14 protein-coding genes and 1 tRNA gene are annotated in these 15,894 nt (G+C 66.4%); 3 read left to right on the forward strand and 12 right to left on the reverse strand.

The features are described from left to right. Positions 1-10 precede the first annotated feature (10 nt). The 4 genes from ACILRB_RS02380 to ACILRB_RS02395 all read right to left on the reverse strand — a co-directional run bounded on the left by ACILRB_RS02380 (position 11) and on the right by ACILRB_RS02395 (position 5,917). Positions 11-805, reverse strand: coding sequence for a segregation and condensation protein A (locus ACILRB_RS02380; RefSeq protein WP_395664700.1), 795 nt, complete (start codon positions 803-805; stop codon positions 11-13). Between the two features lie 135 nt (positions 806-940). Then, positions 941-2,455: an SPOR domain-containing protein gene (locus ACILRB_RS02385; protein WP_395664701.1), complete on the reverse strand. Its 1,515-nt coding sequence runs from the start codon at positions 2,453-2,455 to the stop codon at positions 941-943. A gap of 274 nt (positions 2,456-2,729) precedes the next feature. Next, positions 2,730-4,505, reverse strand: coding sequence for an arginine--tRNA ligase (gene argS / locus ACILRB_RS02390; RefSeq protein ID WP_395664702.1), 1,776 nt, complete (start codon positions 4,503-4,505; stop codon positions 2,730-2,732). A 179-nt stretch (positions 4,506-4,684) separates the two neighbouring features. Beyond that, a complete protein-coding gene (locus ACILRB_RS02395; protein WP_395664703.1) occupies positions 4,685-5,917 on the reverse strand; it encodes a deoxyguanosinetriphosphate triphosphohydrolase in 1,233 nt (410 codons plus the stop codon). A 131-nt stretch (positions 5,918-6,048) separates the two neighbouring features. Here ACILRB_RS02395 and ACILRB_RS02400 point away from each other — a divergent pair, with 131 nt between their 5' ends. The 3 genes from ACILRB_RS02400 (at position 6,049) to ACILRB_RS02410 (ending at position 8,422) form a co-directional block, all read left to right on the forward strand. Continuing rightward, a complete protein-coding gene (locus tag ACILRB_RS02400) occupies positions 6,049-6,402 on the forward strand; it encodes a HesB/IscA family protein (RefSeq protein WP_395664704.1) in 354 nt (117 codons plus the stop codon). Positions 6,403-6,591: 189 nt separating this feature from the next. Beyond that, positions 6,592-8,286, forward strand: a complete 1,695-nt coding sequence (locus tag ACILRB_RS02405; protein ID WP_395664705.1) for a hypothetical protein — start codon at positions 6,592-6,594, stop codon at positions 8,284-8,286. Between the two features lie 58 nt (positions 8,287-8,344). Further along, positions 8,345-8,422, forward strand: a tRNA-Pro gene (locus ACILRB_RS02410). Between the two features lie 497 nt (positions 8,423-8,919). On the opposite strand, the gene ACILRB_RS02415 is transcribed toward ACILRB_RS02410, so the two are convergent. The 8 genes from ACILRB_RS02415 to ACILRB_RS02450 all read right to left on the reverse strand — a co-directional run bounded on the left by ACILRB_RS02415 (position 8,920) and on the right by ACILRB_RS02450 (position 15,877). Beyond that, positions 8,920-9,492, reverse strand: a complete 573-nt coding sequence (locus ACILRB_RS02415) for a hypothetical protein (protein ID WP_395664706.1) — start codon at positions 9,490-9,492, stop codon at positions 8,920-8,922. Between the two features lie 60 nt (positions 9,493-9,552). Beyond that, positions 9,553-10,017 carry an HGGxSTG domain-containing protein gene (locus ACILRB_RS02420; RefSeq protein WP_395664707.1) on the reverse strand — a complete coding sequence of 155 codons (465 nt, stop codon included), beginning with the start codon at positions 10,015-10,017 and terminating at the stop codon, positions 9,553-9,555. Positions 10,018-10,127: 110 nt separating this feature from the next. Beyond that, positions 10,128-10,460, reverse strand: coding sequence for a hypothetical protein (locus ACILRB_RS02425; RefSeq protein WP_395664708.1), 333 nt, complete (start codon positions 10,458-10,460; stop codon positions 10,128-10,130). Between the two features lie 156 nt (positions 10,461-10,616). After that, positions 10,617-13,049, reverse strand: a complete 2,433-nt coding sequence (locus ACILRB_RS02430) for a DUF3631 domain-containing protein (RefSeq protein ID WP_395664709.1) — start codon at positions 13,047-13,049, stop codon at positions 10,617-10,619. 60 nt (positions 13,050-13,109) lie between these two features. Further along, entirely contained in the window at positions 13,110-13,361 is a 252-nt protein-coding gene (locus ACILRB_RS02435) for a hypothetical protein (RefSeq protein WP_395664710.1), read from the reverse strand. Positions 13,362-13,510: 149 nt separating this feature from the next. After that, positions 13,511-13,768 (reverse strand): helix-turn-helix transcriptional regulator, encoded by a 258-nt coding sequence (locus ACILRB_RS02440; protein ID WP_395664711.1) that lies wholly within the window; start codon positions 13,766-13,768, stop codon positions 13,511-13,513. Positions 13,769-13,886: 118 nt separating this feature from the next. After that, positions 13,887-14,597 (reverse strand): hypothetical protein, encoded by a 711-nt coding sequence (locus tag ACILRB_RS02445; protein ID WP_395664712.1) that lies wholly within the window; start codon positions 14,595-14,597, stop codon positions 13,887-13,889. Further along, a complete protein-coding gene (locus ACILRB_RS02450) occupies positions 14,594-15,877 on the reverse strand; it encodes a tyrosine-type recombinase/integrase (protein WP_395664713.1) in 1,284 nt (427 codons plus the stop codon). Before ACILRB_RS02450 ends, ACILRB_RS02445 begins: the two co-directional genes overlap by 4 nt. Positions 15,878-15,894 lie beyond the last annotated feature (17 nt).

Genomic DNA, 15,894 nt, shown 5'->3' on the forward strand with positions numbered 1-15,894 from the left:
CTCCCGACCGTCATTCGGAGCCGGCGGGCGCGCGGGCGCGTTCCGGCGTCTTGATCCACAGGGGCGCGAAGGGCGCGTCCTGACGCAGGAGAATGACGCCTTCGCGCGCCATTTCGAGCGAGGCTGAAAGAGTCGAGGCGCGCACCGTGCGCCGCATCCCGGGGCTCACGCAGAAGGCGATCAGAAATCCGTCGAGCTCGGTCCAGTCCACAGCCTGGCCGATCAACCGTTCGAGCTCCTCGCGCGCCTGCGCCAGCGACCAGACGAAGCGCTGCTTCAGCGTGACGCGCGTCAGCGCCTGCTTCTGGCGCCGCTGCGCATAGGCCGCCAGAAGATCGAACAGGCTCGCGCGCCATTGCGGCGCGCCGCCCGGATCGACGATTTCGGGCCGCCCGCGCGCAAACACGTCCCTGCCAAGCCGCGGTCTGGCGACCAGCGCCTCGGCGGCCGCCCGGATCGCTTCAAGGCGGCGCAGGCGCAGCGCAAGCGCTTCGGCGAGATCTTCGGCCTCGGGCTCCTCGCCCTTTTCAGCGCGGGGAAGCAGCAGGCGCGACTTCAGATAGGCGAGCCAGGCCGCCATCACCAGATAATCGGCGGCGAGTTCGAGACGAAGACTGCGCGCCGCTTCGATGAATTCGAGATATTGCTCGGCGAGCGCGAGCACGGAAATTTTTTCGAGGTCGACCTTCTGGCGACGGGCGAGGTCAAGCAACAGGTCAAGAGGCCCTTCAAACCCCTCGACGTCGACCCTGAACGGCCCGGCGTCTTCGCCGGCGCGCTCGTCGTCCTCGAAATCCGCCTCCAATCCGGCCGTCCTCTCCGCTGTCTCCGTTCTTTCGAGAATGCCCCGAACAGGCGAAGCTTCGCAAGCGCCGCGCCGCGGCTTATCCCCGGCCCCGACGGGCCGCGCCCGTTCCCGCATTCAGTCCGGCGTCCGGCGCTAGTTCCTGGCGACGAAGCAGGCCCCGCCGGCGCCCTGGACTTTCTGACAGAGAGCCGTCGCCTCGGCTTTCGTCAGGCCGACGGAGCGCACGCGATAGACGGTCTTGTCGCCGCTCGTCGCCTTGTGAATGGTCGGACGGAAGCCGGAAACGAGGCCGCCATACTTCTTCACGAGCCGCGCCTGGATTTCGCGCGCCTCCGCCTCCGACGACGGCGCGGCGAGCTGAGCCGCCCAGCCGCCTGCGCTCTCGGCCTGCGGCGCGGCGGGCCTGGCCTCCGCAACCTTGGGCGCGGCCGTGCGCGCCGCGGGTTTGGCGGCCTCGGCGGGGGCGCCGGACACCACCGATCCGTCAGGGCGCACCGAGATCGTCTTGACCTTTTTCGGCTCGATCAGGCTCGCGATGCTCATCTGTTCGCCCGACGCCTCGGGCGCATGCGCCGGCGTTCTCGCCGGGCTCGCGTTCGAGCCGTTCATGCCGATCACCCGCGGCGCGCGCTCCGGCATCTGCGAAAGGTCGACCGGCTGCTCCGCGCCGTCCGCGACGGCCACGGGCTGGGCCTGCGGCGTGCGGTCGAGGATCGAAGGATCGTCCTTCTGGGAGTCGCCCGCGCCACTGTTCTCGGGCTGGATCTTCACCGGTCCGTCATGTGGCCTGATCATCGCGATCTGCGTCGGCCCGGATCCGCGCAGCGCGAAGGTTGCGCCGACCCCGAGCACGCCCGCGAGAACGACGGCCGCCATGATATAAAGCGGACGGCGCGAGCGCGGCTCGCGCGGCGAATCCGCCTCGGGCGGCGCGCCGTAACGCTGATCGTCCTGATAGCGCCAGTCGTCCTGATCGAAGATCGGCGGATATTCCGGATAATCGTCTTCGGGCTCGGCCGGATGCGGCGGCTGCGCGCCGCGGGCATAGGGCGCATGCGCCGCGGAACGCGCGTCGTCGGGCCGCGGCGCGTGGCGGGGGGTCGGCGCCGGCTCGTCGAAATCTCCGAAATCCTGACGTTCAAACCGCTGGCGTTCAAAGCCTTGGCCGGGAAACCCCTGGCCGAAGTTTTGGGAGGCGGGAGCCTGGCCGCCGAAGTCATGCGGGCCGCGCGTGGGCCGCGGCGTGAAGCCGTCGTCGAAATTGTCATCCTCGGGGGCTGCCGGGCGACGGCGTCCGAGCGGGGCGGCCCGGCCGGAGGCGCGCTCGTCAAAGCGCGGCGCGCGCAGCGCACGATAGTCGAAATCAGGCTCGGGCTCGGGCTCGGAACGCCCCCAGTCGTCATGGAGACGATCGGGATGGAGACGATCGGGATGGACGCGCCCGGGCGCGTCGTCATAGGCTCCGGCGCGACGTGGCGGCGTCCGCTCGAACACCGCCTTATAGGGGTCTTCGCGCTCGCCGGAGAGACGGGCGAGTTCGGCGAGCGGATCGTTTTCGGCGCGTCCGCTCTGCGTCGTCTGCCGCAGGCGACGTTCAAACTGCTCGAGGTCGATCATCGGACGCTGCTTGGCGACTGTTTCGCGCATATTCATCACACCTCCCGCCGCCCTCACGCGACGCGGTCAAATCATCTCGGGCTCAAGCCGACGCGTCGCAGCGCCGGGAGCAAAGCCCCGGTTTCGCATCCGCCCGGCGCGCCGCGCGGCGAAGATCCGCCTGACGCCAGGCTGAAGAAAGGCGCGCTTCGGCGTCCTGCGCTCAAACTATGCTCGACCACCGGCCGACGCGCGCGCCGGCTCGACTTTCAACCGACAGTCACGCGTGGCCATCTGGCCGTTGAAGCGACCGGGACCGGTCATTCTAACGCATTTCATCTGGCGCGTTCACGCCAAGAACGCCGAGGCCCGCAGCCAAAACATTGGCCAATACCTTCGCAAGAGCCAGCCTTGCGTTGGTTAGATTTGGCATTTCTTCATTAAGAAATCGTAATTGCGGCTTGTCTTTGCCCCGCGTCCATTGGGCATGCAGGCCCGACGCCAGATCATGCAAATAAAAGGCGAGCCGATGCGGCTCATGCGCCGCCGCCGCCGCTTCGACGACCCGGGGAAACTGCGCCACAAGCTTGATCAGCTCGAGCTCGCCCGCGTCGTCGAGCAGGCTGAAATCCGCCTGCTCGAAGGCGCGCGTGGTGAGCTTTGGCGCCGCAATGGAGACATGCGCCTGCCGCAGCACCGACTTCGCGCGGGCGTGCGCGTATTGAACATAGAAGACAGGGTTTTCCTTGGACTGCTCGATCACCCTGGCGAGGTCGAAGTCGAGCGTCGCGTCGTTCTTGCGAAACAGCATCATGAAGCGCACGGCGTCGCGCCCCACCTCGTCGACGACCTCGCGCAGCGTGACGAAATCGCCCGAGCGCTTCGACATCTTCACCGGCTCGCCGGCGCGCAGAAGCCTGACAAGCTGGCACAGCTTGACGTCGAGCGTCGCTTTTCCGTCCGACAGCGCCGTGACGGCGGCCTGCATGCGCGGGACATAACCGCCATGATCCGCGCCCCAGACGTCGATCAGGAGGCCGAAGCCACGGTCGATCTTGGATTTATGATAGGCGATGTCGGAGGCGAAATAGGTATAGCTTCCGTCGGACTTCAGCAGCGGCCGGTCGACGTCGTCGCCGAAGGCGGTCGACCGGAACAGCGTCTGCTCGCGGTCCTCCCAGTCGTCGGGGAGCTGGCCCTTGGGAGGCGGCAGGCGGCCTTCATAGACGAGGCCCGCCGCGCGCAGCGTCGCGATGGCGGCGGCGACCTCGTCGCCCGCCGCGCCGGAGGTCAACGAGCGCTCCGAGAAGAACGCGTCGTGGCGGACGGCGAGCGCCTTCAGGTCCTCGCGGATCATGGCCATCATCGCGTCGACGGCGGCGTCGCGCACGAGCGGCAGCCATTCCGTGTCGGGCATGGCCCGCAGCGCGTCGCCATGCGCCTCGGCGAGCGCCTCGCCGACGGATTTCAGATAGTCGCCCGGATAAAGCCCCTCGGGAATCTCGCCGATGTCGTCGCCGAGCGCTTCGAGGTAGCGGAGATAGGCCGAGCGCGCGAGCACGTCCACCTGCGCGCCGGCGTCGTTGACGTAGTATTCGCGCGTCACCGCCTCGCCGGCGAAGTCGAGCAGACTGGCGAGCGCGTCGCCGAACACGGCGCCGCGGCCATGCCCCACATGCATCGGCCCGGTTGGATTGGCCGACACATATTCGACGTTGACGTTCGGCGCGCCGGCCTTGCGCGCGCCCCGGCCGTATTCGGCCCCGAGGTCGAGCGCCGCGCGCAGCACGCGGCCGAACACGTCGGGCTTCAGCGTGATGTTGACGAAGCCGGGGCCGGCGACCTCGGCCGTCGCGACGTCCTTGTCTTCGGCGAGCGCGAAGGCGATCTCGGTCGCAAGCTGGCGCGGATTGGAGAAGTTCGCCCTGGCCTCCCTGGCGTAGACCATGGCGGCGTTGCAGGCGAGGTCGCCATGCGAGGCGTCGCGCGGCGGCTCGACGACGAAGCGCGCAAGATCAAGATCGGCCGGCAGGCGTCCGGAGGCCATGATCGCGGACAGGATCGCCGCGACGCGCTGACGGAAATCGGCGTAAATATTCATCGTTCGTCAACTTTGCGAATGTTTTGGCGCGGATCGCCTCGCTCGGCCGTCCGCGCGGCTTGCCTGGACGCGACTTCTTCCGCCAACAAAGCTTAATTCTTCATCCGCCAGCCTGGCGGAGCGCCGCGCGACGTCCGCTTCGGCGACAAGAACGGCAGAAAGGTCAAGCGCTTCGCGCTCTATAGCAAGTTTGGCGCTTCGTCAAAAATCCGGCCATGCTCGATCGTCGCGTAGCGGTCCGTCATGCCGGCGATATAATCGCAGACGACGCGCGCGCGCCGCGCCGCGTCGGCGCCGGCGGCCGCCGCCGCTTTCGCCCATTCCGGCGGCAGGGCCTCGGAACGCGCAAAAAAATGCTCGAACAGGCCGGCGACGATCACGCCCGCCCTTTCGCGGTCACGCATCAGCGGCGGGCTGCGATAAAGGCTTTTCATGAGGAAACGCTTGATCTCGCGCTCGGCCGCCTCCATCGCCGGAGAAAATCCGACGAGCGGCGCGCCCCAGCGGCGCGCCTCGTCGAAGCTCGCAACCCCCGAGGCCTCGATCCGCCGACGGCTTTCGGCGATGGCGTCCTCGATGAAACGGGTGATGAGCCGGCGCGTGAGCTCATGAATGAAACGCGCCGGCTCAAGCCGCGGATGCAGCGCCTCGATCTCGCGGCCAAGGTCGCGCAGGAACGGCGCGGCGCGCACGGCGTCAAGCGCGAGCAGACCCGCGCGCAGCCCGTCGTCGATGTCATGCGCGTCATAGGCGATGTCGTCGGCGAGCGCGGCGGCCTGCGCCTCGAGCCCGGCGCAGGTCTGAAGATCGAGCGCAAAGCCCGCGTCGAACTCGAGGATCGCGCCGGGAACGCCGCGCTTCGCGTGGCGCCGCGTCGGCGCGCCGTTTGCGGTCAGCAGCGGCCCATTGTGCTTCACAAGGCCTTCGAGCGTTTCGTAGCTCAGATTCAGTCCGTCAAACGCGGCATATCGTCGCTCGAGTTTGGCGACGATGCGCAGCGTCTGGGCGTTATGGTCGAAGCCTCCATAAGGCGTCATCTTCGCGTCGAGCGCCTCCTCGCCGGCATGGCCGAACGGCGTATGGCCGAGGTCATGGGCGAGAGCGACGGCTTCGGCGAGATCCTCGTCGAGGCCGAGCGCGCGGGCCAGGGCGCGCGAAATCTGCCCGACTTCGATCGAATGGGTCAGGCGCGTGCGGTAATGGTCGCCTTCATGCGGAATGAAGACCTGCGTCTTGTGCGCCAGACGACGGAATGCGGCCGAATGGATGACGCGGTCGCGGTCGCGCTGGAACGGCGTGCGCGAGGGCGAATCCGGCTCCGCGAAAATGCGGCCGCGGCTCAGCGCGGGGTTCGCCGCTTGGGGCGCGCGCGCCGGCGGAAACGGCGCCGCGGGCGTCATCGGCTGCGGCATGGGGCGGGTCCAGCGCTCAAGTTTGTTGCGGTCGCGGACGGCGCGACCTATCTTCTTTCCTCAACGGCGAACCAAGCGCGGCCTGCGGTCCAGGGCGCGCGGCCGACACCCAAGACAATTCGAGGCGAACCATGAGCGAAGCCGCTATCGAGGCGCCGGTTGCTCCTGTCGAAATGACGGACAATGCGGTCAAGCGTATTTCGGAGATTCTCAAGACCGAGCCGGAAGGGTCGTTCCTGCGCATCGGCGTCGACGGCGGCGGCTGCTCCGGCTTCACTTACACCTACAAGATCGAAACAGAAAGGGCGGACGACGATCTCATCCTCGCGCGCGACGGCGCGACGGTGATGATCGATCCGGTCTCGCTGGAGTTCTTGCAGGGATGCCGCATCGATTTCATCAACAATCTGATGGGCCGCATGTTCAAGATCGAGAATCCCGCCGCCACGGCCTCCTGCGGCTGCGGCTCGAGCTTCGCGGTCTGAGGTCTTGCGTTCCGGCGTCTGAAGGCGTCCGCCCGCGCGCGTCCGTCCCCGGATTCGCGGTCCGGCGAAGCCTTGCTCGCACATTGTCGCGATCCCGCTCGCGCGCCTTGAACTTCGCCCCTATGCTCAGTTGACGGCCGCGCCGCGCGCCCGGTCGTTTCCTGCCGTCTCGGGAGTTCAGGGCCGTCAATGAATTACGCTTTTCTTGTCGTCGCGCTCGCGGCCGCCGCGCTTGGTTCGGCCACGGGCTTCGTCCCCGCGCCAGATTTCCTCATGTCGGAGGCGGCGGCCCAGACGGGCGGGGCGAGCGTCGATAACGTCAAGCTCGTCCTCGGCTCGACGACGCTCCGCTTCAAGCGCGTCGAAACGCATGGCGGATCGACGACGGGCGCGGAGCTTGAGACGCTGTTTGACGCCTCAGGATCGGCGCCCGAGAAGTTCGCGCGCCTTTCCGCCGAGACGGTCGTGATTCCCGAGCTCGACGTCGAGACCCAGGCCGGCGGCGCGACGCAGCGCTTCACCTATCGCGACGTCGTTCTGACCGGCGTCGGCGGGGGCAAGGCGCGCGAGGTTTCGGCCGAAGGCGCGAGCTTTATCCTCTCCAACCCGGTCCAGGGCGAAGCGCGCGGCGCCTATGGACGCATGAGCGCCAAGGACGTCGACCTTGTTCTTCTGGCGCGAATCGCTGCAAGCGACAAGACGGAGGAGCCGAAGGCGCCGCTCTACCGCGACCTGTCCGTCGAAGGCGTTCACTTTGAAGCGGCGACGATCGGCTTCGACGCCGAAAAGATCGCCGTCGGCGCGGCGTGGGGCGCGCCGCCCGGCCCGGCCGCGCCGGCGCCGCCGCAGGACGCGACGCCCGAGGCGCGCGAAAAGGCCGCGCAGGCGGACGCCATGCGCTGGCTCGGCGCCCACAGAATCGAAAATGTCGAAATCGACAATCCAGCCCTGACTCTGCGCTCCGGCGACACGCCCCTGGTCACGACCGCCGCCAGCGTGTCGATGTCGTCCTTCGACAATCTGCGCGTCGCAGCGCTGTCGGCGCGCTCGGTCGTGTTCGCGCGCGAGACGGGCGACGTCTCGGTCGCCTCGGCGCGCCTTGAGGGCGTCGATCTCGCGGCGTTGCTCCAGAAAGGCGCCTTTGCGTCGGACGCGGCGCTCGCCAGCCCTGTCTTCGCGAGGTTCGTTCTGTCGGGCGTCGGGTGCAAGAGCGCCGACGGCGAGCGGCAGGTTCTTTCCATCCGCGGCGTCGACGTGCGCAACGCGGAGCTTTCCGGCGAGGCCGGCGCGAAGCTCGACGTCACGCTCGACGGGCTTGACGCGCCGCTCGGCGCTTCGGCTTTGCCGGCGCTGGCCTCGCTCGGCTATGACAGGCTCGATCTGTCGGGACGCTTCAGCGCAAGCTGGCGCAGCGGTCCGCGCGAACTGGCGATCAGCGATTTTTCGCTCGAGGGCGCGCACATCGGCCAGCTCAAGCTTTCGGCCCTGCTTGGCGGCGTCTCCGCCGCGCTCGCCTCTCCCGATCAGGAAAAGGCGTCGTCGGCCGCCCGCAACGTGGTGCTCAAGACGCTCGACGTCACCTTCGTCAACGAGGGCGTCGTCGACAAGGCGCTCGCCGCGCAGGCCGAGCGCCAGAAGACCAGCGTCGACGAGGCGCGCCAGTCGGCGATGACGCAGGCGAGCCTCATTCTTCCCGCGCTCATGGGCAATGCGCCGCCGCTGCGGCTGATCGGCTCGGAAGCGGCGCGCTTCATCGCCGATCCCAACAATTTCAATCTCGTCGCGCGCTCGCCCCAGGGCGTGGGGCTGCGCGATTTCGAGCTTGTGGCGACCCCGGCCGCGCTGCTCAAAAGGGTCGAGATCACGGCCTACGCCAATCGATAGCGGAAAGCGTCATGAAGCGTTGCGCGCCCTGAACGCTTTCTCTATAAGACGCCGCAGTCGGAGTGTAGCGCAGCCCGGTTAGCGCACTAGTCTGGGGGACTAGGGGTCGGAGGTTCGAATCCTCTCACTCCGACCAATCAAATCAAAGATTTATACGGCGGCTCAAAAGGCTAGAAATAGTTGGGGCGCTCCCGGGGCTCCTCAAGGCGGCAAATTGACATATGCCGTCGTCGGCGGCGTTTCGTTAGCCATTGCTCCAGCGTCGCGGACGACGTCGCCCGTTTGCCTTCCTGAAGGACCTTGCCGACGACAGCCACAAATGGCCGATTCGCGAGACGGCCGACGGCCGACGGTCGCCATCTTCTCTGCAATCAGCCGGTGGCCGACACGCCACAGGACGCGGCCGGGCGACGCACTTACTGCGCCCTTCATGTCAGCTCGACGATACCGGCGACCGAGCGTGCTTCGTTTGCCGAGCGTTGACCTATTTGGGAGAAAGCCCCGCCGGGGCCGCGCGGTGAGATTTTTTCGGAGGTCGCTCAAAAATCGCGAGCTAATTTCAAATTGAACTTTTCCGGCTCTACCGAAGCAGCGTAACCGAGGCCTTCTCGCCGTCCTCATCCTTGTTAATCATCAGATCGCCACAGACCAATACGTCGTCGGGCGCGAGCCACAGCGCCGTATCCGCTGTGTCGGCGGTTCGACCTGATAGACGCGCCCTGAGGCCATGACCAAAACGCCGCCATCATCTGAAACCGACTGTATTGTGTCGTCATCGCAATGGGGCGCTGGCGGCTTACCGGAGGGCACGGCGGCGGTCGTCCCTTGTTGATCGACTTCGTCGTGTCGGGCTGGCGTGAATTGTCGAGGGTCGGTCACGATGATCTCGGGCTTCGACCTATAAAGCCGGATCTCCCCTTCGACGCATATCCGCTTACCGAGAAGGAGCCGCTCGGGCTGGCCAAATTTCGGTCGATCGGCTCCGAAGATCACGGCCATAAAGATCTCGTTCGGATAACGGCTGTCGAAGTTCAGGTAGGTCGGCTGCGATCGTGCTGTCGCCGCATAGTGAGAGGATAGCACGACGCCGCACACGCAGCCTCGCTCGCTGATATGGTTGGCCGCATCGTGGGGATCGAAGCACGCTGCAGCCAAGGCAGGCGCTGCGAAAAGAATGAGACTCGACGACGCAAAGGTTGCCTTCATGGCCGCCTCCTCGCTTCGGCTGTCATTTGCTACCGTAGCGTGCGGCCGCAGGCGTGCAAGTTAATATCGTCGCAGCCTCGCAAGCGCCTCCCTCCTTCGTCGCTCGAAATCAGCCTGCAGCTCTTCGAATGACGGCTCGTGCGATTCTTCCTCCCGCATCGCCTTGGTCTTCTCGGCCGCCTCAACCCATGCGCGTTCGATCTTCTCTTCCTTCAGGCGGATCAGCTTCACCTCGCGTCGCAAGAGCTTCGCCTCGAGCCGCCGCCGACGTGCGTCGGGCGACTCGTTCGCGGGCGGTCGGCCGCCGCAATGTTTGAGGCCGGCGGCGTGCAGGCGGGCAAAATGGGCGTCGCGCCCCGCGGCCATCTTCTTGGCGCGCTCGGCGATCTTCTCTGGCGACGTATAGCGGGGGCCGGTGCAGAGGCCGCCGTGGAAGCGGCAGCGGGCCTTGCCAGGAACTGGCCAGTTCCTGCAGCGGCCGGCCTTATGTCTCAGCCGGGCCCGACAGCGACGCGGGGAAGCCATTGCCTGCCTTCCTCTTCTCGAAACGTCATGTTTGGCGAGGAGAATACACATAAAATCAATGGATTGCGCCCAGCTTTGGATCGCCGCTCTGGGCATACTTCTCTGAAAGTTCACACGATCGCCGAACGCGGTCGTACGCACGCCCGAACCTCGCGGCCAGTCCATCCATCGAGAACGCGGTCGAGCTCGACCAGCACCTCCTTGCCCGGTCGAACAGTGATGATCCGCGTCGGCGTCCAGATTTCGAGCGGGGGTTGGCCACGGCGAACGCCCGCCGCGAGCGCGCGCGGCTCTTTGAACTCTTCATGGATGATCGGTTTCAATGTTCTCGCTCCGTTCTTTCGTTTGAATTTTGCACCGCCCGTCTGCGCGGCCTGCTCGACCGCGTTTTTCGCGTGCGTTTCGCGCGCGCATCTGGGGTTCCGGGTTTCTACGTGGAACACTGGAACAGTCGTTTGATTTCAGATAGTTAGACGTATTTTTCAGGTGGAACAAGGCCCTTCCTGTTCCACCCCAAAAATGAATTTAACCTTTTGATATTATTACATTGTTCCAGTGTTCCACCTCGACGCCCCCTTCTCCTAATGCGCGCACGCGTCTCAGAGGTAACGCTCGAACGGTCGAGCAAAGTCGGCTCTGTCGTAGCCGCGCACTGACTCATCGGCGATGCGAATTTTTTTGCTGGTGTGGGCACCGAACCCTTTCAGCTTTCGGGCGACGTCGACCGGTGAGACCCCGCGACCTCTGTTCCAGCCGGGCCATGGGCGGTCGACCAGCGAGTTCAAATAGAGCGCGACATCGATGCTGCGGGCGCGATCGGTTTCCTTCTGTTTAGACAGCAGCGGCGTGGCCTCGAGGCCACGCCGGCGCATATCGATCCGGGAAAAGAGCGCTGGATCCTCCTCCAGCTGTTCGAACATGTCGCGGACGTCCGACAGCATCATCACCGCTAGCGATTCGTCGGGCTCCGTGGCCTTCTTGCCGGACAGCACAAGAGCCGCGGTGCGCGCCCGCTCGCCCCATGGTGAGCCGGCGACATCGGCAACGGCGATCAGCGGCCGCCAGCAGTCCTGAGCGCGGTCGCTCAGCTCTTCGGGCAGGTCGGGATCCGGGTCTTTCAATTCCTCTCCGTGGTCGGCGGCGAAGCGCGCGGCTTTCTCGCCGAGCCCCCGGAGACGATCGGCCTTCGCGCGGCGAAAGCGATCGACCTTGTCGGCCTTCGCCTTGCGCTCCATTGTGATGACGATCGAGCGGCTTTCGATTGTGCGATGGAGGTCGCCAATACCGATCAGCACCAGCGGGCTATAGGTCGAGAAAGTCCGAGGTTCGAACTCTTCTCCGGCGGTGCGCACGACGCGGCCGCTGCGCTCGAAACCCGAGTTCACGACGCGTCGGAGGTCTTCATTCTCTTTGCCAATCGTGTCCGTCTCGTCGACCAGCAGCGTCGGGCGCTTCGCCTCAATGATGCGGAAGAGGGCTGCGGCGCTCACATCGTCCGCAGTGAGCGGGCGCTTCGTCATCGACTCAATCACCGCTTTGAGGGTCGACTTCCCGCACTCTTTGGTCGGCGCTTTGATGCGCAGCCGCGGGAAGATGTCGAACGCCTCGAACACATATGACGCCAGCACCCACAGCGCGACGGCCTGCGCCTGCTCTGGCGTGAGCGCTACATATCGCCTGATCTCCGCAACCATTTCGTCGAGCAATTTGCCGACGTCGACGGCTTCGTCCCAAGGCTCCGGCTCATGGAGCACCAGCTCCCCGCCCTGCAGCGTCTTGTTCTTCGCCGGCCGAGCTGCGTTGACGTCCCGATCCAGCGTCGACAGCCGGACGCCAAGTTGCTCTGCCATAGCCGACCGCAGATGGTCGTAATCATGGGGCGGCAACTGGGCGAGGGTGGCGACGGTCGTTTCGTAGCTGCTCGGAGCAGGCTGGGTAGTCCCGTTTCCTCCCAACCCCTCGCAAGCGGCAGGCGGCGCGGCAACGGTCGTAGCGACGATCTCCGGGCTTGGTGTCCATTCCCAGCCTGCATCGAGCGCCTGCTTGTAGAGCGACAACACCGTCACTGGCCGGCCGCAGTTCTCCCGATCGAAACTGGCCCATGTCTTGTCCTGATCCTGCGGGTCGAACTTCTCAGGCGCAAGCTCCGACAGGGCGTCCCACACGCCGCGGCACCCGTCTTCCGGCCAGCCACCGGCTCTGCGGAGGTGATGCAAGGCCATGCCCAGGCGCAGCCAGTCGTCGCGGTCGCTCATCTGAAGCAAGCCGGCCTCGAGAAGAAACATGAGCGCCGACCTGAGCCGCTCGACCTCTGCCGGGGCGTAGGGCGGCAGAGATGCGACCGGCGCGCCCCATTTGCCTGCGTCGCGCTTGGGCATGGTTGCGCCGGCGGGTCCCGGCGGCGGCTCGGCGCGGCCTTCCGTCGCTTTCGCCGCCCCCTTCGCTTCAGCGGCCTTCGCAGCGATGAACTCGAGGAGGCCGGGCGGCAGCTGCGCGGGCTCGCGGTCGTCGAGCAGCTCATAGCGCCCGCCCGACTTGTGCAGGCTCGGCGGCAGCACGCAAAAGCCGCCGTCGCCCTTCACGTCGACCTTGATCAGCGGGTTCGCGACGGTCCTGATGTGCTCGCCCGCGCCGGGGTGGCGGAAATGGTGGTGGACGCCGCGACCGGATCCCGATCGAACGCGGCGCGTCGGCGGCAATGGACCGCACAGCCGCTCGAACTCACGCAACAGCGCTTCGCCTTCGGGGCCGTCCGTCTCGACAACGACACTGCCACTGATTTCGCCGGTGATGAATCCGACGCCGCCGGCGAACATCGGCTTCCATCGGCGAAGCTCGTCGTCGGTGGCGCGCCGGCCTTGCAGTTCTTTCCATTTCACGGCAGGGCGCTTCTCGGTCGCGCTCTTCTGAGGCACGACGTTGTAGCCTTTGGCGCGCCAGTCGAGCGCAGCCGCATGGTTTGCTTCGATCTCGCCGTCGGCAGGGCGCGCGTCGCTCGACACGCCGGGCGGCGTGGTGTAGTCATATCTCATCGAAGTAGTTCCTGATTTGGGCGGTCGCGCATGCTGGCGTTGGCCGCCCTTTTGTTTCGGTCAGCGCTTCCGTTCGGCCCTTGTCGCCTTGCGATAGCAGCGCAGGTCTTTGGCGACCTGCTCGAAGCCGTCGAGAAGAGCCTGAAGCTCCCAGTTTCCGACTACTGTAAAGCTCAGCTTTTCGCGCTCGCGCCCGTCTACAAGCAGCGGCTGGCCGCCGCCGCCGCCGACACCAGTGTCGATGGTGATCTCGACCGCGTCGGCGTTGTCTTCGCGACGAAGGTCTTGAAGGGGTCGCAGCTCAATCCTCATCAAGGGATTGGCGCGGGACGTGAAAAGCGACCCTACGCGCCGCCCGCGCTGCGCGACCTCTCCTGTCCTGCGAGGTGCGCGTACGACCCTGTGAGGTGAGGGTCCGAAGGCGAACGCGCGCTCGAATTCGTCGCTTGTCCTGCGGGTCATCAGCGACCCTCCGCCGGTTCGAGCTGAACAGAGGTCGAGGCGTGGCGTCCGCGCTCAACCCAAGCATCCAGATCCGATTTCCTGTAGACGATGCGCTTCGGGCCAACTCGGCAGAAGGCCGGGCCGCCGCCATGCGTGCGGTACCGTTCGAGCGCGCCGACGCTCAGTCCAACATAGGCCGCCGCCCAGGGCGTCGTCATGTAGGGCGAAGTCGCCTCGACCGTCTGCTTAAGTGAAGGAGAAATAACCGCGGCCATAGTGCCTCCACGATGCGCCGCGGAGGCGGGTCGGCGACCACGGAGACCTCAGCAGCGACGTTGTGGGGCAAGTGTTGGCTCGTTTGGGCGCTCTGGCGTTACCGACAAACAGCAGTGCTCATTTGGGGGGATTTTCGTCGTCAGATGGCGGGGCCGCAATGTGCAATTCGGCGATTTGCGCCGAGAGGGTCGGCAACAGGCCGAGCGCTCGATCCAATGTCGCTCGCGCGGTGTGAATGAGTTTGCCTTTTTCGTCGCGCGTATCGAACAGCCAGTGTGCAATGACGGCGAATGGCAGCTTGGGCGCGTCCCTCGACCTCCATTCGAGCAGCTCCGCCAACTCGACGATGCGGTGTGTCCGCCAGCGGGCGAACTCAACTGCGCCGATGCGGGCATTCGACCTAGGCAACTGCTTCTTATTCCCGGGCTTCTTCACGGGGTCATCGATCGCTTGCTGCGCGCGCGCGGCGGCGAGTCCTAGGGCAAGCTCCTCCATGATGACGGCGTCAGGTGCGCGCAGGTTGATAAGGCACAGGGCCGCAGGCCGCTCTATCTCGTGCAGGGCGACGACGCCGCACGCATCGAGAAACTGAACCGCAGGCGGCCCAAGAATGCCGCCGGGGATCATGCCGGCCGCAATCTCTTCGCCCAGAATGTCCCCCCATTCTTGTGCGAAAGATGGCTCGCCGGCCTCCCTCCGGCGAGCCTCCTCGACCAGATGCGCGCACCGTTCGAGTTCTTGGAACCACCCGCGAGCGTCGCGCGACTGCAGATAGCTGTAGTCCTTCTTGGTAAACCACTCCGGAGGCGCTGGCCTTGTCTTGGTCATCCCTTCGCCCTCCGCAGCGGCACGACGTCCGCGCCGGCGTTTTCGTCCATCGCCGCGGCGATGGTCGCCCCGATAGCGTCGACCGCCCGGCGCATCGGATCAGCGTCGAGGTGCGCATAGCGCGCCGTCGTCGAGGGCTGCTTGTGCCCGAGCAGTTTGCCGATGATCGGCAGCCCCAAGCCGCCGCCCGCGCCGACGCTGGCGAACGAGTGCCGCAAGTCGTGGACCCGCAGCCCCTCGAGCCTCGCCGCCTTCGTCACCGCGGCCCATGGCTTCTTCAGGTCGGCGCGGGGTTGGCCCTCCTTGTCGCCGGGGAACAGAAACGGGTTACCGTCGAGCTGCGGCAGCTTGTCGAGCAGGCGCTGCGCCGCCGCTGACAGATAGACCGGCTTCGCCCCGGTCTTGCTATCGGGCAGGCGCAGGACACCGCGTTCGAAATCCACCCAGTCCCAGCGGGCGTGCAGCACCTCACGCAGCCGCGCGCCGGTGAGCAGCAGCAGTCGGATCGCCGCGACGGCGAAAGGGTCGAGCCCCCGCAGCCGGTTCTCCGCCTTGGGGGCGTGCTTGGCCGTCGCCTTCGCCTCGTCGACCTCCCATGGCAGCCCAACTGTCTCGGCCCGCCGCAGGGCGTCGGCGAGGCGGCCGAACTCCTCTGAGGTCAGGAACCGCTCGCGCGCCTTCTCGGGGAACTTCTCGACGCCGCGCGCGGGGTTGAAGCCCTCGGCGACGTAGCCGTGCTTGCCGGCCCAGCCATAGAGCGCCGACAGGATCGATAGCGTCCGGTTCGCCTGCGTTGGCCGATCACTCATCGAGGAGTGCAGCCGGGCGACGTCCTGACGCGTCACCTTCCCCGCTCTCGTTTTGCCGAGCACGGGAACGACGATGCGCTCGAGGGCGTCGCGGACCCATGCCGCCGTCGAACCCTTGCGTTTGGCGTCGACATGGTCGCGCAAATACGCCTCGGCGACCTGCGCGAGCGTCAGGGCTCGGCGCTCTTCCGCCTTCGCTGACGCCGGGTCTTCGCCTTGGGTCACGCGCGCGAAGAGCTTGCGCGCCTCGGTCCGGGCCTCCTCCGGCGCGATCCTGCCGACCGCGCCAATGGTGACGCGCCGCGTCGGCGCGCCGCGGCCTTTCCCGGCCTTGTACTCGACCGCATAGGACATGCCGCCGGTCTTGCGAACGCGGAGAATGAACCCGGGCAGCTCAACGTCACGGATGACGACGTCGGCGGGGCCGGGTCGCAACCCGTCGACCAGTCGCTTGGTGATCTTCGCTTGCATTCTGGGGCGCTCCCGGC

Source organism: Methylocella sp. (genome assembly GCF_044226135.1).
Classification (GTDB): Bacteria; Pseudomonadota; Alphaproteobacteria; order Rhizobiales; family Beijerinckiaceae; genus Methylocapsa.

Excerpts from the sequence above, each read along its gene's own strand:
- ACILRB_RS02385 (WP_395664701.1), bottom strand. The coding sequence starts at position 2,455 with ATGCGCGAAACAGTCGCCAAGCAGCGTCCGATGATCGACCTCGAGCAG.
- argS (WP_395664702.1), bottom strand. The coding sequence starts at position 4,505 with ATGAATATTTACGCCGATTTCCGTCAGCGCGTCGCGGCGATCCTGTCC.
- ACILRB_RS02395 (WP_395664703.1), bottom strand. The coding sequence starts at position 5,917 with ATGCCGCAGCCGATGACGCCCGCGGCGCCGTTTCCGCCGGCGCGCGCG.
- ACILRB_RS02400 (WP_395664704.1), top strand. The coding sequence starts at position 6,049 with ATGAGCGAAGCCGCTATCGAGGCGCCGGTTGCTCCTGTCGAAATGACG.
- ACILRB_RS02405 (WP_395664705.1), top strand. The coding sequence starts at position 6,592 with ATGAATTACGCTTTTCTTGTCGTCGCGCTCGCGGCCGCCGCGCTTGGT.
- ACILRB_RS02415 (WP_395664706.1), bottom strand. The coding sequence starts at position 9,492 with ATGAAGGCAACCTTTGCGTCGTCGAGTCTCATTCTTTTCGCAGCGCCT.
- ACILRB_RS02420 (WP_395664707.1), bottom strand. The coding sequence starts at position 10,017 with ATGGCTTCCCCGCGTCGCTGTCGGGCCCGGCTGAGACATAAGGCCGGC.
- ACILRB_RS02430 (WP_395664709.1), bottom strand. The coding sequence starts at position 13,049 with ATGAGATATGACTACACCACGCCGCCCGGCGTGTCGAGCGACGCGCGC.
- ACILRB_RS02435 (WP_395664710.1), bottom strand. The coding sequence starts at position 13,361 with ATGAGGATTGAGCTGCGACCCCTTCAAGACCTTCGTCGCGAAGACAAC.
- ACILRB_RS02440 (WP_395664711.1), bottom strand. The coding sequence starts at position 13,768 with ATGGCCGCGGTTATTTCTCCTTCACTTAAGCAGACGGTCGAGGCGACT.
- ACILRB_RS02445 (WP_395664712.1), bottom strand. The coding sequence starts at position 14,597 with ATGACCAAGACAAGGCCAGCGCCTCCGGAGTGGTTTACCAAGAAGGAC.
- ACILRB_RS02450 (WP_395664713.1), bottom strand. The coding sequence starts at position 15,877 with ATGCAAGCGAAGATCACCAAGCGACTGGTCGACGGGTTGCGACCCGGC.